The organism is Marinobacter sp. B-21 (genome assembly GCF_056857895.1).
Genome location: NZ_JBSXNZ010000085.1, coordinates 236,667 through 259,858, shown reverse-complemented (window position 1 = coordinate 259,858; position 23,192 = coordinate 236,667). Strand labels below are relative to the sequence as shown.

27 protein-coding genes and 1 pseudogene are annotated in these 23,192 nt (G+C 57.8%); 12 read left to right on the top strand and 16 right to left on the bottom strand.

The features are described 5' to 3' along the window. Positions 1-5: 5 nt before the first annotated feature. A complete protein-coding gene (locus tag AC13C0_RS16185) occupies positions 6-530 on the bottom strand; it encodes a copper chaperone PCu(A)C (RefSeq protein WP_099619232.1) in 525 nt (174 codons plus the stop codon). Between the two features lie 288 nt (positions 531-818). On the opposite strand from AC13C0_RS16185, the gene AC13C0_RS16180 reads away from it, so the two are divergent. Next, on the top strand, positions 819-1,538 hold the full coding sequence (locus tag AC13C0_RS16180) for a tellurite resistance TerB family protein (RefSeq protein WP_341581464.1): 720 nt from the start codon (positions 819-821) through the stop codon (positions 1,536-1,538). A gap of 27 nt (positions 1,539-1,565) precedes the next feature. Here the strand turns inward: AC13C0_RS16180 and AC13C0_RS16175 are convergent, their stop codons facing one another. The 3 genes from AC13C0_RS16175 to AC13C0_RS16165 are packed head-to-tail and all read right to left on the bottom strand — an operon-like array spanning position 1,566 to position 3,082. Next, positions 1,566-2,081 (bottom strand): phosphate-starvation-inducible PsiE family protein, encoded by a 516-nt coding sequence (locus AC13C0_RS16175; protein WP_341581463.1) that lies wholly within the window; start codon positions 2,079-2,081, stop codon positions 1,566-1,568. Positions 2,082-2,118: 37 nt separating this feature from the next. Further along, the gene (locus AC13C0_RS16170; RefSeq protein WP_099619235.1) at positions 2,119-2,457 is read right to left on the bottom strand and encodes a zinc ribbon domain-containing protein YjdM; all 339 of its coding nucleotides are present in this window, start codon (positions 2,455-2,457) and stop codon (positions 2,119-2,121) included. A gap of 40 nt (positions 2,458-2,497) precedes the next feature. Further along, a complete protein-coding gene (locus AC13C0_RS16165; protein ID WP_341581462.1) occupies positions 2,498-3,082 on the bottom strand; it encodes a histidine phosphatase family protein in 585 nt (194 codons plus the stop codon). 282 nt (positions 3,083-3,364) lie between these two features. On the opposite strand from AC13C0_RS16165, the gene AC13C0_RS16160 reads away from it, so the two are divergent. Further along, complete coding sequence (locus AC13C0_RS16160; RefSeq protein ID WP_341581461.1) at positions 3,365-3,817, top strand: YaiI/YqxD family protein; 453 nt, start codon at positions 3,365-3,367, stop codon at positions 3,815-3,817. A 246-nt stretch (positions 3,818-4,063) separates the two neighbouring features. Here AC13C0_RS16160 and AC13C0_RS16155 read toward each other — a convergent pair whose 3' ends face one another. Next, positions 4,064-4,309, bottom strand: coding sequence for a hypothetical protein (locus tag AC13C0_RS16155; protein ID WP_117619847.1), 246 nt, complete (start codon positions 4,307-4,309; stop codon positions 4,064-4,066). Positions 4,310-4,414: 105 nt separating this feature from the next. On the opposite strand from AC13C0_RS16155, the gene AC13C0_RS16150 reads away from it, so the two are divergent. Further along, a complete protein-coding gene (locus tag AC13C0_RS16150) occupies positions 4,415-4,669 on the top strand; it encodes a PQQ-dependent sugar dehydrogenase (protein WP_227539346.1) in 255 nt (84 codons plus the stop codon). 4 nt (positions 4,670-4,673) lie between these two features. Then, a pseudogene (locus tag AC13C0_RS16145) lies at positions 4,674-4,859 on the top strand (PQQ-dependent sugar dehydrogenase); the annotation flags it as partial. Here the strand turns inward: AC13C0_RS16145 and AC13C0_RS16140 are convergent. Next, complete coding sequence (locus AC13C0_RS16140) at positions 4,804-5,217, bottom strand: GFA family protein (protein ID WP_117619846.1); 414 nt, start codon at positions 5,215-5,217, stop codon at positions 4,804-4,806. The pseudogene AC13C0_RS16145 and the gene AC13C0_RS16140 sit on opposite strands and share 56 nt — an antisense overlap. Positions 5,218-5,338: 121 nt before the next feature. Here AC13C0_RS16140 and dkgB point away from each other — a divergent pair, with 121 nt between their 5' ends. Beyond that, complete coding sequence (dkgB, locus tag AC13C0_RS16135; RefSeq protein ID WP_117619845.1) at positions 5,339-6,148, top strand: 2,5-didehydrogluconate reductase DkgB; 810 nt, start codon at positions 5,339-5,341, stop codon at positions 6,146-6,148. Here the strand turns inward: dkgB and AC13C0_RS16130 are convergent. The 3 genes from AC13C0_RS16130 to AC13C0_RS16120 all read right to left on the bottom strand — a co-directional run bounded on the left by AC13C0_RS16130 (position 6,117) and on the right by AC13C0_RS16120 (position 8,691). Beyond that, entirely contained in the window at positions 6,117-6,794 is a 678-nt protein-coding gene (locus AC13C0_RS16130; protein WP_162893771.1) for a DUF6064 family protein, read from the bottom strand. The two genes, dkgB and AC13C0_RS16130, sit on opposite strands and share 32 nt — an antisense overlap. After that, positions 6,791-7,726 (bottom strand): aldo/keto reductase, encoded by a 936-nt coding sequence (locus tag AC13C0_RS16125; protein ID WP_341581460.1) that lies wholly within the window; start codon positions 7,724-7,726, stop codon positions 6,791-6,793. The genes AC13C0_RS16130 and AC13C0_RS16125 overlap by 4 nt, the downstream gene beginning before the upstream one ends. A 194-nt stretch (positions 7,727-7,920) precedes the next feature. Next, positions 7,921-8,691, bottom strand: a complete 771-nt coding sequence (locus AC13C0_RS16120) for a glutathione S-transferase N-terminal domain-containing protein (protein WP_341581459.1) — start codon at positions 8,689-8,691, stop codon at positions 7,921-7,923. Positions 8,692-8,967: 276 nt separating this feature from the next. Here AC13C0_RS16120 and dacB point away from each other — a divergent pair, with 276 nt between their 5' ends. Then, positions 8,968-10,524, top strand: a complete 1,557-nt coding sequence (gene dacB / locus AC13C0_RS16115; protein WP_482954667.1) for a D-alanyl-D-alanine carboxypeptidase/D-alanyl-D-alanine endopeptidase — start codon at positions 8,968-8,970, stop codon at positions 10,522-10,524. Positions 10,525-10,608: 84 nt separating this feature from the next. Here dacB and AC13C0_RS16110 read toward each other — a convergent pair whose 3' ends face one another. The 5 genes from AC13C0_RS16110 to AC13C0_RS16090 form a co-directional block, all read right to left on the bottom strand. Beyond that, complete coding sequence (locus AC13C0_RS16110) at positions 10,609-11,379, bottom strand: SDR family oxidoreductase (RefSeq protein ID WP_117619841.1); 771 nt, start codon at positions 11,377-11,379, stop codon at positions 10,609-10,611. Positions 11,380-11,396: 17 nt separating this feature from the next. Further along, complete coding sequence (locus tag AC13C0_RS16105) at positions 11,397-12,086, bottom strand: histidine phosphatase family protein (protein WP_341581457.1); 690 nt, start codon at positions 12,084-12,086, stop codon at positions 11,397-11,399. Next, positions 12,086-13,150: a phosphotransferase family protein gene (locus AC13C0_RS16100; protein WP_117619839.1), complete on the bottom strand. Its 1,065-nt coding sequence runs from the start codon at positions 13,148-13,150 to the stop codon at positions 12,086-12,088. Before AC13C0_RS16100 ends, AC13C0_RS16105 begins: the two co-directional genes overlap by 1 nt. Positions 13,151-13,181: 31 nt before the next feature. Beyond that, complete coding sequence (locus AC13C0_RS16095) at positions 13,182-14,003, bottom strand: SDR family oxidoreductase (protein ID WP_341581456.1); 822 nt, start codon at positions 14,001-14,003, stop codon at positions 13,182-13,184. A 380-nt stretch (positions 14,004-14,383) separates the two neighbouring features. Further along, complete coding sequence (locus tag AC13C0_RS16090) at positions 14,384-15,595, bottom strand: acyl-CoA dehydrogenase family protein (RefSeq protein WP_341581455.1); 1,212 nt, start codon at positions 15,593-15,595, stop codon at positions 14,384-14,386. Positions 15,596-15,748: 153 nt separating this feature from the next. Between AC13C0_RS16090 and AC13C0_RS16085 the strand changes: the two genes are divergently transcribed. The 6 genes from AC13C0_RS16085 (at position 15,749) to AC13C0_RS16060 (ending at position 21,248) form a co-directional block, all read left to right on the top strand. Next, entirely contained in the window at positions 15,749-16,642 is an 894-nt protein-coding gene (locus AC13C0_RS16085) for a LysR family transcriptional regulator (protein ID WP_341581454.1), read from the top strand. 154 nt (positions 16,643-16,796) lie between these two features. Beyond that, entirely contained in the window at positions 16,797-17,420 is a 624-nt protein-coding gene (locus AC13C0_RS16080; protein WP_341582827.1) for an ABC transporter permease, read from the top strand. A gap of 33 nt (positions 17,421-17,453) precedes the next feature. Beyond that, complete coding sequence (locus tag AC13C0_RS16075) at positions 17,454-18,617, top strand: ABC transporter ATP-binding protein (protein WP_341581453.1); 1,164 nt, start codon at positions 17,454-17,456, stop codon at positions 18,615-18,617. After that, on the top strand, positions 18,614-19,345 hold the full coding sequence (locus tag AC13C0_RS16070) for an ABC transporter permease (RefSeq protein ID WP_341581452.1): 732 nt from the start codon (positions 18,614-18,616) through the stop codon (positions 19,343-19,345). The genes AC13C0_RS16075 and AC13C0_RS16070 overlap by 4 nt, the downstream gene beginning before the upstream one ends. Before the next feature lie 86 nt (positions 19,346-19,431). Continuing rightward, positions 19,432-20,322 (top strand): glycine betaine ABC transporter substrate-binding protein, encoded by an 891-nt coding sequence (locus AC13C0_RS16065; RefSeq protein ID WP_341581451.1) that lies wholly within the window; start codon positions 19,432-19,434, stop codon positions 20,320-20,322. Positions 20,323-20,411: 89 nt separating this feature from the next. Continuing rightward, positions 20,412-21,248 (top strand): nitrilase-related carbon-nitrogen hydrolase, encoded by an 837-nt coding sequence (locus tag AC13C0_RS16060; RefSeq protein ID WP_341581450.1) that lies wholly within the window; start codon positions 20,412-20,414, stop codon positions 21,246-21,248. A 57-nt stretch (positions 21,249-21,305) separates the two neighbouring features. On the opposite strand, the gene AC13C0_RS16055 is transcribed toward AC13C0_RS16060, so the two are convergent. After that, positions 21,306-22,193, bottom strand: a complete 888-nt coding sequence (locus tag AC13C0_RS16055) for an amidohydrolase family protein (RefSeq protein ID WP_341581449.1) — start codon at positions 22,191-22,193, stop codon at positions 21,306-21,308. A gap of 52 nt (positions 22,194-22,245) precedes the next feature. Next, positions 22,246-23,187 (bottom strand): alpha/beta hydrolase, encoded by a 942-nt coding sequence (locus AC13C0_RS16050; protein WP_341581448.1) that lies wholly within the window; start codon positions 23,185-23,187, stop codon positions 22,246-22,248. Positions 23,188-23,192: the final 5 nt, after the last annotated feature.

Genomic DNA, 23,192 nt, shown 5'->3' with positions numbered 1-23,192 from the left:
AGCTTTCAGTCGCCGCTGTGGTCCATACCCTGACCGGAATGATCCATCTTCTGGTTGTTCATCATGGTTTGCCCATCCAGCGGCGCAACGTTCAGCTCAACTTCCATATCCGCCGCGCCCTCAAAACTGAGGGTTAGCGGAATGGTTTCATCCTCCCGAAGCGGGCTGTTCAGGTTTTCCAGCATCAGATGGTAACTGTGGGGTTTCAGCTCCACGGTTGCGCCGGCTGGAATGGCCAACCCGCCTTTCACTGGCGCCATGCGCATAACGCCATCCTGCATGCTGCTCCTGTGGATGGAGACCCTTTCTGCCCGGGGGGTTCGGGCACCGGTAAGAACGATCTCGCTGCCGCCAGTGTTTGAAATGCTCATATAGCCCACACCCATGGGCGTACCCGGTGGTGTGGGGCGACTCCACGGGTGATCGATTTTTACATCGCCCTGACTGTAATCCTGGGCCAGGACAGGTGTGGTGATCAGTGCACTGCAGGCAATCAGCAGGCCGGTGGTCAATGCGGTGAGTCTGTTCATGGTGTCTCGCGTCGATCCGTTTTTTGGAAACGTCATTCAATCCTAGTGTTGCCTCTGGATCTCCTGATGACAAGCGAGCAAGGCTGGATGCGGCGAATGGTCGCAGCTGGCCATTGCAATAGCCAGCCAGCAGAAGCTTCGTACCTCCGGGCTAATGCAGCAGTGATCAACGGAACTAAATGCCCTGATTCATGACAACAGATTAATCTCGGCCTCATGACCCGGGAGCCCGGCGGACATAGAATGACCGCAGAAGCCAACCAGTGACCCGATTAGCAGGAGCTGAATATGAACGTGATGTCGGTGTTGAACCAGGTAATGAAACAGGCCCAGGGAGGCCAGTCCCGCAGTGGAGGAATGGACATCAACAGGATGATGGACAGCCTTGGCAGCCAACTCAAAGGCGGACAAGGCTCGGGTTCAGGCATCGACGTCAAAAGTCTTTTGGGCGGCGGCGCCCTCGGCATGATGCTCGGCTCAAAACGCGGCCGGAAGATGGGCGGCAAAGCCCTGAAGTACGGCGCCCTGGCTGGCGTGGGTGTACTGGCCTGGAAGGCGTACCAGAACTACCAGTCCAGCAACCAGGGCACATCGCAGCCTGCATTGGCCCAGCAAGGTCAGCCTCTGGAACAGCTGCAGGGCCAGGCGCAGGAACAACGAGGCCTGGAGATACTGCAAGCCATGATCATGGCAGCCCGCGCCGATGGCCACATCGACGCTAACGAACGCGCCCTGCTGACCCAGGAAATCGAGAAACTGGGTCCCGATGACGAACTCCACGCCTGGATACAACAACAGTTTGACGCCCCACTGGACGCAAAAGCCCTCGCCCGGAACGCAGACTCACCCCAGGCAAGCCGGGAAATCTACATCGTCAGCGCGGTGATGATCGACGAACAAAACCCCATGGAGCGGGCATGGCTGGACCAGCTGGCCTCGGCTCTGAACCTTGATACCGGAATGGCCCGAGAGCTGGAGCAACAAATCCAGGTTGCCACAAACGCCTGATCAACCAGCCTCTGAGGCAGCAAGCGATCAGTCATCCCATTCATGGTACTGATTGCCCTGCCTCAGCAACCAGTAGGTAACCCCGAGCGCCAGCGTGGTTGCGGCAATCCCGATCAGATACATGGGTGTCAGTGTCTCGAAATCGAGCACGATCACTTTCCGGGCGATAGCCATAAGAGCCGTGGCCACAACCAGCTGCACCGGGAAGACATTGGTGCCGAGATAAAGCCTGATATTGATGAAGATCTCCACCGCAATCAGAACCGCCATGAACGCACCAAAGGTATAAAAAATATCGTTGATGTTCAGAAGCAGGAAGGGCGGCGTGATGAGCCTGTCGTAGATGATGTAAATGACATCGCCGACACCCCAGAGGATAACAGCGACCATCAACACGGCAAGCACCCGGATTGCGAAACGAATAACCCGGTGCAGGCCGCGAAAAAACGGATCGGGGAAATCGACCGGCAGTTCCTGATGGAGCTCATGCTTGCGCTCTGACGGCGATTGAACCGGCTTGTTTTCATCATCATGATCAACCATTCGATTTCTCCCTGCCGACCCCTAACACCTTTTAGAATCAGGCCTTCTTAACGAATTCCGATTTCAGCTTCATGGCACCAATGCCATCGACCTTGCAGTCGATATCGTGATCGCCCTCCACAAGACGGATATTCTTTACCTTGGTACCCACCTTCACCACAGAGCTGGAGCCCTTGACCTTCAGATCCTTGATCACAGTGACCGTGTCGCCATCCTGAAGTTCATTGCCGTTGGCATCCCGAATCAGCTTCCCGGCCGCATCAGCCGCAGCCTCCGCCTCAGACCATTCATGCCCGCACTCTGGACAAACAAGCTGGACACCGTCCTCGTATGTGTATTCGGAACTGCACTGCGGGCATGGAGGAAGTTGGGACATTATCATTTCCTGTTAATTGAATGAGTGCTGGATTATACCATCAACTCTCGGGTGAAACTCTCGCCAGCACCCTCGGATCATCAGACAAGGGCAGTCCGATAATTACCCCCTCATTGGACGAAGGATACACACCGGTCAGCGCCGTGGTATTCACCTGATGGGACACCAGAATCACCGGCGCCCCGACCTCCAGCCCGTTAACCAGAGAAATGGTTTGCCGAGTCTGCGCCGAACCATCCCCACGATTGCCAAAAAAAGAATTCAGCGACGGCCACTCAGTAACCTCCCCCATGTTCATGCCCCGCGCCGTATCCAGACACCGACACCACTGACTGCTGAACACCCGCGCCTCAGTAATCCCGTGGCTCTCCAGAAACGGCTTCCACGCCCGCGCCTGCTCCCGCCCCATAGCGTTCAGATTCCGCTGGGTGCTGCAGTCGTTGATATCAAAATTTGCCGGATCCCCGGTACCCGGTGCCAGAGCATGACGAAGCATCAATACGGCCTGTCCATCACGAAGGGCTTCCCAGGCGTCTGGTTCATCAGCCTTTGCCGTTCCCGTGGCGATAAGAACCAGGCTCAGAATGAGCGCAAAAAATGCAGTGGGAACAATGTCCGTTTTCATAAATCCCTCAATAAGTCACTTGGAGTGCCCGCCATAATCGCGGACTTAACTCTGCAGCAAGATCGCGCCATTGGGAGGGGGCTTCCAAAAATGTTGGAGGCCATGGATGGCCGGAAACAAGCGCACAGGGATGTGCTTGTAGCGGTTTTTGGAAGCCCCCTCCCAATGGTGCAAGCCTGCCAAATCTGCAAACCCTTAAAACAATACGCGGCAGCATGCTTCCAGGCTCACAACAACAAACGGTAAACTCACCAAAAACCAAGCCAAAAGAAGGAACCAACCATGCCAATCTGGGTCGACGCCGACGCCTGCCCCGTCCCCATCCGGGAGATCCTCTGCCGAGCCGCCACCCGTTGGCAGATCGACACCACTTTCATCGCCAACCACGTCATCACCCTGCCCCCGAGCCCTTATATAAAGCGCCGACAGGTCCCCCAAGGCTTCGATGTCGCCGACAACGAAATCATGGACCAGATGCAAAAAGGCGACCTCGTCATCACCCAGGACATTCCGTTAGCAGCAGAAGCCATCGAAAAAGGCGCCGACGTTTTCAACCCCCGCGGCCAGGCCTTCACCAAAGAGAACATCCGCCAACGCCTCGCCATGCGCAACTTCATGGAAGAAATGCGCAACGCCGGCCAGGTAACCGGCGGACCGGCCCCCTTCAGCCAGACCGACCGCAAGGAATTTGCCGACAAACTGGACCGCTGGCTACAACAAAACACCCGCAAGTGATAATGATTCTGTTTTAAAATCCCAGCGAATCCTGGACCTGCTGGCGCTCCAGGGTTTCAAAAACACTCATCACATGCCTGGCCAGGAGGGCTGGAACTGGACAGCACTCCGGGCAGTACTTAGGCACCAATCGCAGAGCCCAGAGCCAAACCTATGGCCACCAGGCCAATAAACGCGCCGGCACTGGCGGCCAGCTTTAATCCTTCAATCATTTCCTGCTCGGGCGTCATTCCGCTTCCTCCCCATTCATACTCGATAAAGAGGGCGGGAAGGTTTCCCGCCCTCACCTTTCTTCATGGTGGTTGTGGTCGCGCCGCCGGTGTAACTGCCGGTGGATTCAGACGAGACCTCGCCACGTTCGGCAGATACATCCAGCACTTCCAGTGTGGCGGGTCCCGCGTCCTGCGCCGATGCCAAGGCAGGCAGGATCGCACACAGGGTTGCAGTAAACAGCGCCCTGTGGCGGAACAGGGATTCCGGAATTCGGGACATCTTCTTCTCCGTTCTGGGGTGTGATTCAGTGTTGAACTGCTATTCTCACATAATAATACGAATCATTCTTATTTAAAACATCAAAAATAATGATCCGGGAAGTTTTTGACGCCCTATATACCCGCACTGCTATTCTCAACCATCAACCGTTCATTAATTGGCGCCGACGAGGCGGATTTCCAGCTGGAAACCGTGGCGCAGGACCTTGAAAACCCATGGAGTCTCGCCTTTCTGCCGGATGGCTCCAGCCGGAACTTTGCCGGGCGCATGGAATTTAATCGGGAAGGCAACCTGTATGTGGCCGTGGGTGACCGGGGAGAGATGGGCCGCGCCCAGGACACCGCTGACGATAGAAAATAGAGCGGTAGTCGAAGAGAAGAATTTGCTCACCGATCTTGGCAAGCGGATCCGCGATGTGCGCATGGGCCCGGATGGGGCCCTGTGGTTGCTGACGGATTCACCGCGGGGCAAGGTTTACCGGATGGTTCCGGTTTTCAGTGAGGATCGTTGGTTCGCTCGGTCTTCTCGAACTGTGGCAGCTCGTCGGTAATCTCGAACCAGTCGGATTTTGAGCCGACAAAAACATGCCGGGCCGGGCCCTTGCCCAGGGGTTCGTTGACCCACCCGACCCGCAGACGGAGAATCCCGGGAATGGCATCAACGCGGCTGTATAGCTGACTGCCGCAACAGCTGCAGAAGCCCCGGAACTTGCCGGGGCGTGACTCGAACTCGGTAATCCTGTCTTCGCCGGAAATGAAACGGAACCGCACCTTCTGTACCGGCGCACTGGCTGAAAAGGCACTGCCGTGTGCCCGCCGACACTGGCTGCAGTGGCACAGGGCAACGGGGCCAAGGGGGCCATCGTATTCAAAGCTGATGTCGCCACAGAGGCAATGGCCGGTGTACATGGTCTAGGCCTTATCGTTTCGGTTCACAGGTTAGTTCAGGCGCGATGATACCCGGAGGCCACTTGAAGAACCAGTGTGCCGGCACCACCTTAAAAACACACGATTCGCAAAGGAGGACAGCATGTCATTCAGCGCACTTCCAAAGATCGGCATGGGAACTTTCCGGCTCAGGGGCAATGATGCCCGGGACGCCGTCAAGAGTGCCCTGTCCCTGGGCTACCGTCATATAGATACTGCCCAGATGTACGGAAACGAAGCGGAAGTGGGTGATGGCATCACTTCCAGCGGCATTCCGCGCCGCGAGATTTTTGTCACCACCAAGATCTGGCATGACCAGCTGCACGCCAGCGACCTGATCAACAGCCTGCACGACAGTCTCGCGCGGCTGAAAACCGACCATGTCGACCTGGCGCTTATTCACTGGCCATCACCGGGCGATGAAGTGCCCATGAAAGAATATCTTGGCGCCCTCAGGGATGCCCAGCGGGAAGGCCTGGCAGAGCATATCGGCATTTCCAACTTCACCTGCGCCCAAATGGATGAAGCAAAAGAGATTCTCGGCGACACCGTCATCTTTACCAACCAGGTGGAAGTCCACCCCTTCCTGGCGAACCGCAAGGTTGTGGCGCATGCGCAAAAGCTCGGCATTGCTGTAACTGGCTACATGCCATTAGCCGTCGGCAAGGTCATGGAAGACGAAACCCTGCAACGCATTGCCGGCGAACGAAACCTGACCCCGGCCCAAATCGCGATCGCCTGGGTGGCTTCGAGAGGCGTTGTGCCTATTCCCTCCTCCACCCGCCCGGCGCACCAGAAAGCCAATCTGGACGCCCTGGATATTGAGCTGAGCGAAGAGGAAATCCGCGCCATTGATGCGCTGGACCGCAACGAGCGGATCGCTAATCCAGACTTTGCTCCGGCCTGGGACTGAACCAGAACCCGGCGCCAACGAACAGCAGCGTGGCCACTGGGGTAATGAGCAACCACCAGGTTTGCAGCACCCAGAGCGTGGCCGCGCTGAACAGACTCCACAGCACCAGCAGCGGCAGGTAAAGCCACCGCCAGGGCCCGGTCACCAGGGCGAGCACCAATGCGCCAGTGGCTGCCGTGGTACCCGGCGCCACCCCAAACAACGCCAGCGACTGCCAATCGCCGGAATCAGCCACCGCCAACCAGGGCAAACCACACACTGCCGCCAGCCAGAAGACAGCAAGCTGCTTCGGCTGCGGCGTTTGCCCATGGACAGCCCCGAAAAACGCGGCGGCTGCGAGCAGGGCGCCCTGCGCCACAAAGGCCCAGCCAAACCACGCCGCCGGCCAGTTGATGGGGCTAAAGTAGCCCACGAGAAATCCGTAACCACTCCCTGCCCAGGCTACTGCCATCAGCCCGACGGCCAACCGCCGGGCCCGGAGATCCGGTTTCAGAAACAGCACGGGTATACCGATGGCAACCACCACAGCCAGCAATTGCCAGGGCCAGAGATCCTGATTGATCCGGACAAACAGCCGCAGAAACACCTGCGGCCCGAACATCACGAAATCCTGCAACGAGTAGCTCAGCCAGTCAGCGCCCGTCACAGGGACCTCACATAATCCGCCATCCGCCGCCGCTGCTCTGGGTTCGGCAGCGCCCCGTAAAGCGCCCCCATGTTCTCCTTCATGTGCTCGACTTTGCTGGTCGCCGGAATCGCACAAGTCACCGCCGGATGGGAAATGATGTACTTGAGAAAGAACTCCGCCCAGTTGCTGACGCCAGCCTCACCGGCCCAGCCCGGCAACGGCTCTGACTGGAATCGACGGAACAGCGAACCACCCTGGAACGGCCGGTTTACAATCACCCCGATTCCCCGTTCCTCGGCCAGGGGCAGCAACCGATCCTCAACCTCACGATCAAGGACGTTATAGGTCAGTTGCACAAAATCCAGAGGCTCCCGCTTCATGATCTGCTCAAATTCGCGGTGTCGGCGACCGTGGGAAGTCGTGATGCCGATATACCTCACTTCGCTGTCCGCCTTCATCTGTCTCAACGTCTCAAGATGCCCTTGCCAGCCCAGCAGATTATGCACCTGCAACAGATCAAACCGCTCAACACCCCAGCGTCTGCGGGAGCGCGCCGCCTCCTGTCGGGTCTCTGACTCGTCACCGGTCCAGATCTTGGTGGCCGCAAAAACCCGGTCATGGGCATCCAGGGCATCCAGCGCCTCGCCCACCACATCCGAGGCGCTGCCGTACATCGGCGAGCCGTCTACAACCGTCCCACCCTGATCGAAGAAGGTTTTCAGAACCCTGGTGCGCTGTTCAACCAGCTGTGTGTCGCCACCAACATTGAAGGTAATCCAGGTACCCATGCCGATGGATGGAATTACCTCGTCTGTTCCGGGAATTTTTCGGGTGATGGGAGATGAGGCGGGTTTGCTGGTTAGGTTCGCGAACAAGTGAGGGGACGTCAGAGCAAGCCCTACCAGCCCGGAACTGACCAGAAACTGTCTTCGGGTAAACCGATTCGCCATATCTGCTGCCCCACTGTCATAAATTTCAGTGCGAATAGCACAAGGCCCAAAAGCGCGGGTGGGTCATCCCTTGTCCAGACCGTGGAGGGCCATGGATGGCCCGACCGAGCCTACATGGATGTATTTACGGTGTGTCTGGACAAGGGATGACCCACCCGCGCGGCTACTCGATGACTGACAGTCTTACACGCAGGTCAGTTCCCGTAGTGACTATCGAGATAACCCAGAATACGAGCAGATTCGAACAGCCCCTCTCCGGTGTTGGGGTCCTCCAGATAAGGCACTTGAACCCGCTTGTGCACCTGAAAGAACGCATCCCGTTTGCCACCGGGAATCGGCGTATAAGGCCCAGGCTTGATCCGCTGCTTCGCCGGCCCGATTTCCGTCCAGTGCTCCTTGGCCAGATTGTGCAAAGTGTACGGAATCTCCAGCTCGCACAGCCGCTCCCGCACCAGCCGCGAGAACGGGCTACCTTCAAAGCTCCAGAGATGCAAAGGCTGCTCCGGCCGCTTCCCGGGGCTAACCCGAAGCCCCCTCATGGCACTGGCCACCGATGCCACCGAGCCCAGAACCGGCTGCCAGACCCGGTCACGGTAATATTTGGGCACCGGCCGCCCGGTATACTGGCGGAACAGATACTCAATAATCTCCTCGGACTCATACATCACCGCCCCCGTGTTCTGGTCCGCCAGCAACGGGAACTGCTGCCTGCCACCCAGAGCCTCCGCCTGCGCCCGGAACACCGAACCACCCTTCGGACAGGGCCGGATTTCCACATCCAGATTCAGGGCGGTCAGGGCCTCCCGGACCCTGCGGCAATAGGGGCAGCCTTCCATATCATAGAGCACGATCGGCTTTTCCGGCTGAGGTACCTTTTTCACCACCAGGCAACCGCGCCACGCCGTCAGCGACGAAGTGGTGACCGAACCCAGCACGTGAATGTTGCGAAACAGCATATTGGACATAAACAAACCTTCTGTTGGAGATCACGTCATTATCACGCAATCTGACGATTTTCCATTGGCTCCCGGGTGCCATGCATGACATTAGTTAATTTTTGTCCACCTAACTCCATGATTCACAAGGGCACTTACATTGAGTCACAAAAGTTCAATACAAACAACGACACTACTGGCATTTTTTAACGTCATGTAGAGCTTTTCTGCATAGTACAACCAGCAAAGATAGGCTATTGTTTAGCCATAAGAACTCATTGGACGGCAACCATGGAAATTCGGGGAATGCAGCGCTCTGACAGTGCAGGAAAAACGTGTCTTGGATTCCGACGTTCAGCGCTGGTATCGGTGGTGGTTTGTGCCCTGATTGCATCTCCTCTGACTGCAACTGCCGAAACCGATGATACTGGTTTCTCCGGCAACCGTCTCTGGACCAACCAACTCAAGGATTACGCCCAGGAATCGCTCCACAATGAGAATGCCATGAGCATGGCAGCCATCCCCCTGAATGGCCCCGGCATTAACCAGTACATCAATGCCGATACGCTCATGAGTCCCGGTTCCATCATGAAGCTGGTTACAACCTTTGCCGCGCTGGAAGTTCTCGGCCCCAACCATCGCTGGGACACCGATTTCCTGACCGACGGGACCATGGTCGGCGACACCCTGAAAGGCAATCTCTATGTCCGCTTTGGCGGCGACCCCAAGCTCACCATTGAGCGACTCTGGACGACCCTGAGGGATTTGCGGAGCATGGGCATTACCAGAATCGAAGGGGACCTGGTGCTGGATGGCAGCTATTTTGAAGTGGATGGCGGTTTCCCAGGCTTCGAAGACAATGGTGACAATCCCCATGCGCCCTTCCTCGTTGAGCCTTCCGCTTATCTGACCAACCTGAACCTGATGCACCTTCAGGTGCGGGCGGATGAACGGGGCACCCAGGCCTGGAGCACCCCTTCACTGAGTGAGTTAGTGATCGACAACCGCGTCGTTGCGACGGCCGAAGGGCCGTGCCCCTCCCGTCACAGTTTTGAGTGGGAGCCTGTTTTCCATGATGACCAGCGGGTTACCGTGCGAGTAACCGGCGAATTGCCTCAGGGCTGCCGTACCACGACATACATGTCCCTGTTACCCCATGAGCAGTACACCGCATCGTTGATCCGTTCACTTCTGACGGACATGGGCGTGGTCATTTCCGGTGGCAACCTCAATGGCGTTGCCCCGGAAGGCGCAAGGCTGGTGCTGAAAACCACTTCGCCGGATCTGGTGTCCATGGTGCGAGACATCAATAAATGGAGCAGCAACGTTATGGCCCGCCAGCTGTTGCTTACCATTGGTGCCCAAAACCGGCTGGAAGACGAAAACGATGACCGGGTAGCCGGCATTCGGGTGATCTACGAATGGCTGGAAGGCAAAGGCATCAACACTGCCGGCATGGTGATCGATAACGGCGCCGGGCTCAGCCGGCACGGCCGCATCACCGCCCGCCAGGGCGCCCAGATATTGCAACACGCCTGGAACAGCGCCTACTCGGCAGACCTGATGGCCTCGATGCCAATCATTGCCATGGACGGAACCATGGCGCGCCGCCTTCGCAATACCGGCATGGATGGCGAAGGCCGCATCAAAACTGGCTATCTGGAGAATGTAAGATCGATCGCCGGCTTCACTCGCGATGCTAATAACACGACCTGGGCTGTGGTGGGCATGGTCAATAATGACCCGGCGTGGAATGGCCAGGCGGTGCTGGACCGCATTCTGTATTCACTGCATTTCAGGCCGCCGACGGGCACAGCGATTTCACACGCTTCTTCCGGCGCTTCTGAAACCAGCATTCAGTAGGCACCTGTTCGCCAGCCTGAAAGCTGAACACGACCTCCCGTGAAAGAGGGGTCAGATGAACGCTTTCATCTGACCCCGGGCCATTCAGATAGTCAGATAACCGCCGTCTGCGTTGATGCAGGCACCGGTGGTGTAGCTGGACGCCTCAGATACCAGATACAGTACCGTACCCGCCATTTCACTCGGGTCGGCTACCCGCTTCATGGGGATGTGGGCCATGGCCTGTTTCTTGATTGCGTCGTTCGTTGTCAGGGCACTGGCAAACTTTGTGTCTGTCAGGCCGGGGAGCAGAGCGTTCACCCGGATCTTCTGCTGGCCAAGCTCCATCGCGAAGGACTTGGTCATGGAAATGACCGCAGCCTTGGTCACCGAGTAAATGCCCTGGAAGTGCCCCGGGTTCACACCGTTCACCGAGGCCACGTTCACGATGGAGCCGCCACCGGCTTTTTTCATCATCCGGGCACCGCGGGCACACATGAAAAAGTAGCCCCGGATATTCACATCCACGGTCTTGTTGAACGCGCCCAGGTCGGTGTCCTCCACCGGCCCGAAATAGGGATTCGCCGCCGCGTTGTTAACCAGAATGTCCAGCTTGCCGTGGGTTTGCTCGATGTGCGCCCAGATGCTTTCGATCTGATCCATTTCCCCGATATGGCAGGCGTGGGCTTCGGCGCTGCCGCCGGCTTCACGGATGCTGCTGGCGACCGCTTCGCAGCCGTCAATCTTGCGGCTGCTGACGATCACGTGGGCACCGTAATCAGCCAGAGTGCGGGCGATATTCTCGCCGATGCCACGACTGGCGCCGGTAATCAGGGCAACCTTGCCCGTCAGATCAAACAGGTTCTTGCTGCTCATTCGTTCACCTCAATGCATTATCGGAATGTCACCAGGGCGGGGTTGTCCGCTTCCAGGTGGCTGTAGTTGTTAAACACGGCCAGGCTGCGCCGGGGGCCTGAATACAGGACCCGGGTGACGCTGGTGTTGGCGATCACCTCGTTCAGCCCCAGCGCTTTGGCATCGTCCAGCCCGAGCAGGTGCTGGGCAATCACCGAAACCGGACCAGCAGAGGTTGCCACCAGCACATCGCCACCATCGGCGTACTCAATCATCTCCTCGAATGCGATCAGTACCCGTGCCTTGAACTCAGGCCAGCTCTCGTCATACTCATGGTCGAATTCGCCGGATACCCAGCGGCGCACTGCCTGCACGAAGGCCTCCTGGAAGGCTCTGGCCGGCTTCGGGAAGGCCTTGAGATCTCTGGCCATCACCGCACGGTCATTCCACTCCGGGCGATAACGGGCCACTACCGTGATGTGGTCGAATTCGTTGAAACCCGGTACCACCTGCATATCCGGCAACTCGGTCCCGTATCCGGTGGTGATGGCCTCGACCGTTTCACGATGTCGTTCCAGATCGCCACCAAAAACCGCCGCAGGCTCAACCTTTCCGGCAAACCAGCGACCAAGAACCCGGCCCTGCTCCCACCCGCAGGGCGAGAGCTGGTCGTAGTTCTCTTTCCCGAAACTGGCCTGGCCATGGCGCACCAGATAGATGGTTGCCATTACAGGGCGCTCTCCGAAATCAGTCGCTGGCAGCGTTTCTCCAGATAATTGGCGGCATGACCAAAGGCCGCAAAGCGCTTGTCTCTGGTCTGGCCATGATAGAAACGGTAGTAAATCTGCTGGATGATCACCGCCAGGCGGAACAGACCGTAGATCTCATAGAAGTCGAAGTTGTCGGCTTTGAAACCGGACTGCTCCATGTAGTAATCCACCACTTCCTTGCGGGTCAGCATACCCGGGCGATGGGTGGGCTGCCGGCGCAGCATCTGGAACGGCCCCTCGTCATCCGCCTCGATCCAGTAGGCCAGGCTGTTACCCAGGTCCATCAACGGGTCGCCGATGGTGGCCATTTCCCAGTCCAGAACGCCAATCACTTCAAACGGGTTGTCCGGGTTCAGCACCACGTTGTCAAAGCGAAAATCGTTGTGGATCACCACCTGGGCAGTGTCCGCCGGCATCTTGTCGTCAAGCCAGCCCATCACCGCCTCAAAGTCACCGACATCCTCCGTGCGGGCCTTGCGGAAGCGATCACTCCAGCCGCCAATCTGGCGCTGCACATAGCCCTCGCCCTTACCCAGCTTATCCAGGCCCGCCGCCCTGGTGTCCACACAGTGCAGATCCACCAGCTTGCCAATCACGTTCAGGCAGAGCTTGCGGGTGTCCGCCTCACTGAGCTCAAAGTCCTTCGGGAAATCCTGGCGCAGAATGATGCCTTTCAGGCGCTCCATCACGTAGAAATCGCAGCCCAGCACGTCGTGATCATCGCAAATGGCAATGATGTTGGGCACGTAAGGATAGACCGGCTTCAGAGCCTGCATCACCCTTGCCTCACGCAGCATATCGTGGGCCGATTTGGCGATCTTGCCGAACGGGGGCCGACGGAGAACGTAGGAATGGTCGCCGTAATCCACCTGGTAGGTCAGGTTAGAGGCACCGCCTGGGTACTGGCGAATGTCCGGCTCGCCTGCGAGGTCAGGAATGGCCTGTTTCATGAACCGGTCTACAGCGGCTATATCCAGCTCTTCGCCTTCACGGATATCCATCGCCTCATCAATCTGGGTCATTCAGGGCTCTCCTCTTGTTCATGTGTTGGGTTCAGGCCTTGGCCTTACCGCCCATCTTGCTCATCCAGCGCTTGCTTTCCTGATGCATCAGCCAGTCAAAGGCCTTGGGCGCGTGCCGCTTGAGCATCCACATGCGGCGCTCTTTGGCGTGGGGCAGCACCCAGAAACTCTTGTCTTGCACTGACCTTACAACGTCCTCAGCCACATCCCCAGCGGTAATACTGGAACGCTTCATCAGTTTGTTCACATTTTGCTGAATTCCGGGAAGGTCCGAGCGCATGCTGCTGGCCAGATTGGTCTGGAAAAACGCCGGGCAGACACAGCTTACATGGATGCCGTCGTCCCGCAGCTCCTGACTCAGGGTCTCAGACAGCGCAATAACCCCGGCCTTGGAAACGTTGTAGCTATCCATCAGCGGTGCCAGCATCAGGCCCGCCATGGAGGCGATGTTCACAAATGTGCCGGAACCCTGCTTCTTGAACTGGGGCGTGAACGCCTTGCAGCCACGAACGACACCCAGCACGTTAATATTGAGAATCCACTCCCAGTCCGCCATGGCGGTATCTTCGATGGAACCGGCAGACGCCACACCGGCGTTGTTCACCACCACATCAACGCCACCCCATTTCTTCACGAGATCATCGCGGACCTTTTCGAAATCGGTCAGGCGTCGAACATCGCACTCGACGTAGTAGCCCTCGCCTCCGGCTGCGGTAATCTCTTTCTCAACGCCACCCCCCTGCTCCGGGTTAATGTCGCCGATGCAGACTCTGGCGCCTTCTTTGGCGTACCGCAATGCAATCGCCCGACCGAGACCGCTGGCTCCGCCGGTTATGAATACTCTCTGTGTCATCGCTGTTCTTCTCCGTTAGGTTTGGAGTTCGTGTTCTTTTTTTTGGTGCAAGAGCTGCTACCGGGCAGGCCTTTCCAAAACACGCTGTGAATACGTCCATGTACGCTCTGCTCCGCCATCCATGGCTCCGCAAGGTTTTGGAAAGGCCTGCCCGGCACCAGCTCCCGAACTTTCGAGTTAGCTGATCTTCATCTCCAAAACCAGCAGCCCACTCCTAAGATTGAAGGAGCGGGTGGGAGACGGTTTCTGAAACTGTGCGGAGCCATGGATGGCGGAGCCCAAGCGTCACATGGATGTGCCGAAAGGAGCGTGTTTCAGAAACCGTCTCCCACCTGCTCCCGGCACCAAACGATGAGGCTCCGCTGACTCTTGAGTCAGGCTCAGAGCTTGTACTTACGAAGCTCCAACCGGGCCACCATAGCCCGATGCACCTCATCAGGCCCGTCGGCCAGGCGTAACACTCGAGCATAGGCAAACAGCTGCGTCAGCGGGAAGTCGTCATCACTGACCCCGGCACCACCGTGAATCTGAATGGCCTGATCCACAATGGTTTGCAACATGGACGGAATCACCGCCTTGATCATCGAGACCTCCTGCAATGCCCCCATGATGCCCTTGGTATCCAGTGCCCAGGCGCATTTCAACGTCAGCAGACGAGCCTGCTCAATGGCCATGCGGGCATTGGCAATGATATCCGGGTTGCCGCCCAGCTTGGCGATCGGCCGCCCGAAGGCCTCCCGGGTGGTGGCACGCTTGATCAGAATCTCCAGTGTGCGCTCCGCCGCACCGATCGCGCGCATGCAATGGTGCACACGACCTGGCCCCAGACGGCCCTGGGCAATCTCGAAACCGCGGCCCGGGCCGGCGATGAATGCGCTCTTGGGCAATCGGACGTTATCAAACAGCACCTCACCATGGCCGTAGGGCTCGTCGTATTCACCGAATACCGGCAGCATACGCTCGATCTTGACGCCCGGAGTGTCCAGCGGCACCAGCACCATGGAATGGCGGCGATGCTTGTGGGCGTCCGGATCCGTCAGGCCCATGAAGATCGCCACCTTGCAGTCGGGGTGCCCGATACCGGTGCTCCACCACTTGCGGCCGTTCAGAACCACTTCGTCGCCTTCGACTACAGCGGTGGCTTCCATGTTGGTGGCATCGGAAGAGGCAACCGCCGGCTCGGTCATGCAGAAGGCGGAGCGGATCTCACCGCTGAGCAGCCGGGGTAGCCACTCGGCTTTCTGCTCTTCGGAGCCGTAGTGGATCAGCACTTCCATATTGCCGGTATCCGGCGCGTTGCAGTTGAAGATCTCCGGCGCAATAAAGCTGCGCCCGGTTTCCTCGGCAATCAGGGCGTAGTCGGAGTTCAGCAGGCCGCAGCCGTATTTTTCGTCCGGGAAGAACATGTTCCAGAGGCCCTGGGCCCTGGCTTTTTCCTTCAGCTCCCGAATGATCGGCAGCACAACCCAACGGTTATCCAGGGAGGCAAGCTCCTTGTGGTACTGCTCTTCGATTGGAAAAATCTCATCCTTCATGAACTGTTTCACGCGGTTGAGATAATCCTGCCCTTTCTCGGAAATATTGAAATCCATCGCCGTCTCCTCGCTAACGGTTGCACGGTGGCGTGCACGGAATAATCACGTTGAGACCAGTCTAGGGATGACTTAACTATTACGCGACTGAATTATTCTTATCGTTTATTATTAACCAAACTTATTCCAAATTTCGAAAGAACGGACGCGCTCATGGCCCTCAACCGCCTGGACCTGAACCTGCTGCATGTATTCGACACCATCTACAGGGAAGGAAGTCTGACCCGCGCGGCCAGGGCACTGCATCTGACACAGCCTGCGGTCAGTCACTCGCTGTCCCGGCTCCGGGACCATTTTGATGATCCTCTGTTTACCCGCCAGGGCAATCAGATGGTACCAACGCCCCTGGCCCGGCGATTCCTCGAGTCCATGCGACCGGGCCTCACCCAGATCCAGGGCGCGGTAAACCAGTTTCATGCGTTTGATCCGGCCACCCAGCGCAAAACCTATTCACTCGGGTTGCGGGACATCCTGGAATCCACTTTCCTGCCCCGCCTGATGGCGCGTCTGGACGCCTACCCGGAACTGGAGATCGTCAGTCAGCGTATTGCGCGCCGTGATATGGAGACGCAACTGGCGGCGGGCAAGCTGGATTTTGCTGTGGATGTGCTATTGCCCGTGAGCAACCAGACGTCCCACGAACTGCTGCGGCGCGACCGGCTGGTGGTTCTGGCCCGGGAAGGACATCCACTGGCAGACGGCACTCTGGATATGGAAGGGTACCTGTCGGCAAAACACGTACTGGTGTCGTCACGGACCGAGGGGCCCGGGATTGAGGACTTCGAGCTATCGAGGCTGGGGGTTCAGCGCAGCATCCGGCTAAGGTGCCAACATTACTACGCAGCCTGCCGGGTTGTGGAGGAGACCGACCTGCTGCTGACCATGCCAGAGGCTTATGCCCGCATCATTGCCGAGCGAGCCAACATCCGGATCATGGATCCGCCGGCAGACCTGCCGTCCATCGACGTTCACCTCTATTGGCACAGGGCTTACGAGAGAGAGCCAGCACTGCTTTGGTTCCGGGAACAGCTCCGCTCTATCGCCTGAAAAGACTACCAGCCTACTGTCGTTATTTTTCGCTTTAACGACGCTTTCGTTAAAGTTCACGTTCTGCCCCTGGTTTAACGTGATCAGAACGTGGACTTCTGCCGATTACAACTCACAAAAAGAGGGCTCCGCTGTGGAAATCCTTGATTTCATCATGACCAACCTGAACCTGCTGGGCAAACTCACGCTCGAGCACATCAGTCTGGTGGTCGTCGCTGTGGGCCTGGCAACGCTGACGGGCGTTCCGATTGGCATTGCGATCACCCAGAACGAGCGCATTGCCACAGTTGTGCTTTACGTGGCGTCGGTTCTCATCACCATCCCATCCATTGCGTTATTCGGAATCATGATCCCGATTCTCTCAACCATTGGCCACGGGATTGGCTATCTGCCTGCCGTTATTGCTGTGCTGCTGTACTCCCAGCTACCCATCATCCGGAATACATACACTGCCATTAATAACGTCAGCCCCGGTCTTCGCGAGGCAGCCAGGGGTATTGGCATGACCAGTGCCCAGCGGCTAAGGAAAGTGGAAATTCCACTGTCCGTGCCGGTCATCATGGCGGGGGTTCGCACGGCTGTGGTTATGAACATCGGCGTCATGGCGATTGCGGCCTATATCGGTGCCGGTGGCCTGGGCGTGCTGATCAGCCGCGGGATCTCGCAAAGCGATCCACGGCAACTGGTGGTGGGCGCGATTGCCGTCAGCCTTCTGGCCATTGTGGCCGATCGTTCTCTGCTGTCGCTGCAACGCAAATTGACCCCCAGGGGCCTCTGATTCCTCGAGATAACAACAACCGGGATACGGAACATGATTACACTCGACAACCTGACCAAGATTTTTGATACCGACCGTGGTGTAGTGACTGCCGCCGACCATATCAACATGGAGGTACCGCAGGGTGAAATCTGCGTTCTGCTGGGACCCTCCGGTTGCGGCAAGACAACCACCCTGAAAATGGTGAACCGGATTATCAACCCGACCTCCGGCCGTGTCCTGATCAACGGCCAGGACACCACCGACCAGGACACCGTCTCCCTCCGCCGGAACATAGGCTATGTCATCCAGCAGATCGGCCTGTTCCCGAACATGACCATCGAGGAAAACATTTCGATCGTGCCGAAGCTGATCGGCTGGGAGAAAAGCCGCTACCTTAAGCGCGCTTCGGAACTGCTGGAAATGGTCGCCCTGGACCCCGCCATTTTCCTCAAGCGGTACCCGAACGAGCTTTCCGGCGGCCAGCAGCAACGGGTCGGAGTCATCCGCGCCCTGGCTGCAGATCCCCCCGTCATGCTGATGGATGAGCCCTTCGGTGCGATCGATCCTATCAACCGGGAAGTAATTCAGGACGAGTTCCTGAAGCTGCACCGGGAACTGAAGAAGACCATCATGTTCGTCAGTCACGACATTGATGAGGCCGTGAAGATGGCGGACCGCATTGCCATCTTCAAGGACGGCAAGCTGATCCAGTACGACACTCCCGATGACCTGCTTTCGCACCCGATCAACGAATTCGTCAAGGGCTTTGTGGGGCGGGATCGGGCACTGAAACGCCTGCAACTGGTAACCGTCTCCGAGGTGCTGGAAGGTGAATCCAGTGTTGTCACCGCCGAAGACTCGCTCGCCACTGCCCTGCAACGCATGGACGATGCTGGTTACGAACGCGCCATCATCATCGTCGACGGCAGTGACCGGCCCGTGGGTTATGTTTCGCGCAGCGTGGCCACCACAGCCAAGGGCAAATGCGGCCAGCACAGCTACAACCTGCGTACCGTCGTCCGCCCCGAGGACGACCTCCGTACCGTGGCCTCCAAGATGTTTACCCACGACGCCACCTGGCTGCCCTGCGTATCCGAACAGGGCAAGCTGATGGGCGTGGTGACCCAGCGCGGCATTACCCACTATCTGGGTGCGACCTACAAGTCATCCCGCAGTGATGACCAGAACGTGCGGCGTTTCAGGGTGGCCACATGAAAAAGCTCAAACAGTCCCGTTTCTTCCAGTTGCCGGCACTGGTTGTCGTCCTCCTGCTGGGGGTTTACCTCCAGCGCTCGGGTCTGATTGACGGCATGCTGTTCCACTGGGAAGACATTGTTTACCTGACCAAACAGCATATTCAGCTGACTGCCATTTCAGGAACGCTGGCGATTGCCGTAGGTATCCCGCTCGGGGTTATCCTAAGCCGGCCACGCTTCATCAAGGTTTCTGAGTGGGCCATGCAGGGGCTGAACGTGGGCACCACGATCCCAACCCTGGCAATCCTGGCGTTGTCCATGAGTCTTCTTGGCATCGGCTTCATTCCTTCGGTATTCGGTTTGTTCATCGCCTCACTGCTGCCGATCGTGCGCAACACCTACACCGGGTTACTAGGGGTTCCCGCGCACCTCAAGGAGTCTGCCTCGGGCATCGGAATGTCACCGGGACAGATGTTGCTGCGTGTGGAAATTCCAAACGCTACCTACGTCATTTTCGCAGGCATCCGGACGGCGCTGGCGATTAACGTAGGTACCGTGCCCCTGGCGTTCCTGATCGGCGGTGGCGGTCTGGGCGAGCTGATCTTCACCGGCATCGACCTGTTCGATACCGAAATGATGCTGGCCGGAGCCCTCATGACCGCCCTTCTCGCCATCACGGTGGACATACTGGTCGCCGCCTGCGCGTTCCTGATGGTTCCCCGGGGCGTCAATCCATCCCGTGCCTGAGGCCGCATAAAGCGGCCCGGGATTTGAAAACTGGCCACTCCGCGCGGGGTAGCCACAAAACAAGAAGTCACATGGAGCACTGAAACATGAAAACCCTCAAAAAACTGGCATCTGTAGCGACACTCGCCATCTCCATGACCTTCGGTGGCATCGCAACTGCCGAAACGATCGTGGTCGGTGGCAAGAACTTCACCGAACAACAACTGCTCACCTCCATGACTGCGCAGTACCTGCGCGCCAAGGGCTACGACGTGGATACCCGGGCGGGCATGGGCAGTGCCGTTCTGCGATCCGCCCAGGAAAATGGTCAGGTGGACGTGTACTGGGAGTACACCGGCACTGGCCTGATCGTTTACAACGACGTCAAGGAAAAACTCGGCCGTCAGGAAGGTTATGAAAAAGTGCGCGAGCTGGACATGGAAAAAGGCCTCGTCTGGCTAAATCCGTCTGACGCCAACAACACCTATGCCCTGGCAATGCAGTCAGAAGAAGCTAACGCCATGGGCATCAAGACCCTGAGTGACATGGCCGCCGCCATCAACGATGGCAAGGAATTGGTCCTGGCCAGCAACGCCGAGTGGTACGCCCGTGAAGACGGCTTCCGTCCGTTTGCCAAAGCTTACGACTTCAAACTGCCCCGTGACCAGATCAAGCGTATGGACTCAGGGCTGACCTATACTGCGTTGAAAGAAGGTGAAGTGGACCTGGCGTTGGTCTTCGCCACTGACGGACGTATCCCGGCATTTGATTTCGTACTTCTGGAGGACGACCAGAACTTCTTCCCGGACTACGCAATCACGCCGGTGGTGCGACAGGAAGTTCTGGAACAGAATCCGGAACTGGACGACCAGCTCAACAAGCTTTCCGGCTTGCTGGATAACGAGGTAATGTCCCGTCTGAACGCCCAGGTGGACGTCGAGAAAGAAGAAATCGAGAAGGTTGCCCGTAACTTCCTTGAGCAGAACGACCTGATCTGACCCCTGAGTCAGACAACGCCCTGTGCGCCTCGACGGTTCACAGGGCTTTTGCCGTTGTATACCCGTCATTCAATCACCGAGAAGCCGACATGATTACCAACCTCAATGTGGCCGTAGCACAGATCAACAGCCAGTTGCTGGATGTTGAAACCAACCTTGAACGGCACCGCGAATACGCTGAGCAGGCTCGTCAAAGTGGGGCGGAACTACTGCTCTTCCCTGAGCTGTCGCTGACCGGCTACCAGGTCGGGCGTGATGCACCCACCGTTGCCATGCGAAAAGACGATCCGGCCCTGCTCAGCCTCGCCAGGCAGGCAAAAGGCATCACACTTGTGGTCGGCTTTGTAGAGCGGGCACGGGCAGGCGAACTGTACAACGCCATGGCATACCTGCGGGATGGTGAGGTGCTTCATGTTCATCGCAAACTCAATTTGCCCACCTATGGCGGCCTGGAAGAAGGCAAATGGTTCCATTCCGGCAGCCAGATCGGCAACGTGAAAATCCGCGAGCACTGGGAGTCCAGCTGCCTGATCTGTGCGGACCTGTGGAACCCTGCCCTCACCCACTGCGCTTTCCTGAAGCAGCCCGAACTGATGCTGGCACCGATCAATTCTGCTTCCGGTGTTGTCAGTGAGAACTTCTCTAACGAGGACAACTGGAAGACCAATGTCAGCTTTTACGCCATGATCTACGGCACGCCGATGGTGATGGCCAACCGCTATGGTCACGAGAAAGATCTCTGGTTCTGGGGCGGGAGCTGTATCCTCGGTCCAAAGGGAGAAATCCTCGCATCTGCAGAAGACCGGGAGTGTCTTATTCAGGCAGAGCTGAATCAGGAGTCCATCGACCGCGCCCGTTTCGAGATGCCGACGGTGCGGGATTCCAACACCCGCCTGATCCGACGCCTGCTCGACGATCAGTACTGAGTTCAAGGCATAAAAAAGGGCGGCCATGTCCGCCCGAAGAACATCTTCATCAACGCTTCAATCATCAAATCCATACAGGCGGACGGGATTGGATACCAGGATTCGTTTCCGGGCCTCCTCGTCCGGTACCCAGACGGCCAGGTCTTCCAGCAGGTCGGTATCATCCGGCATCAGCCCCGAGAAATGAGGGTGGGGCCAGTCCGACCCCCAGACACATCGGTTGGCATTGGCAGCCACCAATGCGCGGGCGATTTCTTCGACATCCGGATAGGGATACTCGTCCTGCAAAGTAACCCGATAGCTGCCAGAGAGTTTCACCCAGGCCCTGTTGCCCGCCAACAACCGGAGCAGCTTACGGAAGCCCGATTGGTCGGTGCCCAGGGTCGCGGGCATATGCCCCATATGGTCAAAAACCACAGGAACCGGCAGCTCCGCAACACGATCCATAATGTCGTCACAGTCAGAGACGTTGATCAGGAACTGAAGGTGCCAGCCCAGATCTGCAATTCGATCTGCCAGCCCCAGAACGTCATTCCATTGCAGGCCACCCCGGAACAACAGGTTCATCCGAACACCCCGGAATCCGGCCTCATGGAGTTCCTTAAGCTCAGTGCTGGAGACTTCCGGGGCGACCACACACACGCCGCGATAGTCATATCCCCACTCCCTGAGCTGCCGGAGTGCCTGCAAGTGAAGGCTGTTATCGGTGCCGTAGACACTTGGCTGTACCAAGACACCCCGCTCGATACCAAGCATCTGATGCAGCTCGAGATACTGTTCCAGAGACGCCTCTGGCGGCGTATAGGTGCGGTTAGGGGTAAAGGGGAAGTGCTCGTGTCGGCCAAAGACATGAGCGTGGGTGTCACAGCTCTTCGCCGGAACCGCCACTTCCGGCCGGCGCACCAACGTGCGGGCTGCCTCACAGAAGGGAATTTCAGAACTCATAGTCGGTCACTCGAAGGGAAAACGACGGCCAGTGGCCGCCGCAGGGGAGCTATCAGAATGTGGAAGTGATCCAGTCGGCGATCTTGCCGGCAAAGGTCTGGAACTTCGGATTCTCGTCCAGCATCCACTCTGTATGGCCACCACCCTCAAGCAGGAAGAGCTCCTTCGGACCCGGGTAGCGGGCATAAAGAGAGCGAGCTTCGGTCACCGGGTGCAGGTCGTTCTCGGCGCCGTGGGCTATCAGCAGCGGGATCTGAGCGAAGCGTTCATCAAGATGCGCTTCCGGGCGGAAACTGATCAGCGAATCTGCAAAATCGAACGTGGAAGTCACACCATAACCGGGCGCCTTGACCAGCTCGGTGTATACGTATTCGCGGCTGACCGGATCCAGCGGATAAATCTCGAACGGGTCAATACCCTGGGCCTCTCCGCCCTTAGCCAGGCGCAGACGCTCTTTAGCCATAAAGGCGCGGAACTGCTTCCAGCCATGCTCACCGCGCAGGGCCTTCTGAACACGCACAGCGTCGTAGAAACCGTTCATCGCGATCAGACCGTGAACCTGGTCCTCACAGACGCGGAAGGCGTCCAGCACAAGGCCGCCGCCCATGCCCCAGCCAGCCAGGACAACTTTGCGCTTTTCTTCTTTTGCGCGCTCGGCAACTACTGCCACCGCATTGGCGATATCACGAACTTGCTCTTCAATGAGGACATGCTCACGCTCACCCTCCGACTCGCCAAAGCCGCGGTAGTCAAAGCCGAATACCGTGAAGCCCTTTTGTGTCAGGAACCGAGCATAACGCTCGGGGTGGATGTTTTTCTGGCCGGTGAAGCCGGAGCAAACGATGACGATGGGCAGACGCGGATCGTCATGCTCCTCATTTTTGAAGAAGGCGCCGTCGAGGGTGAGCTTGTCGCTCTGAAATTTCACTTTTTGTTCGATCATGTCGGGTTCCTGCCAATGGGCGTTGTTGTTAACGACTACGGGTCCCATCATCAGAA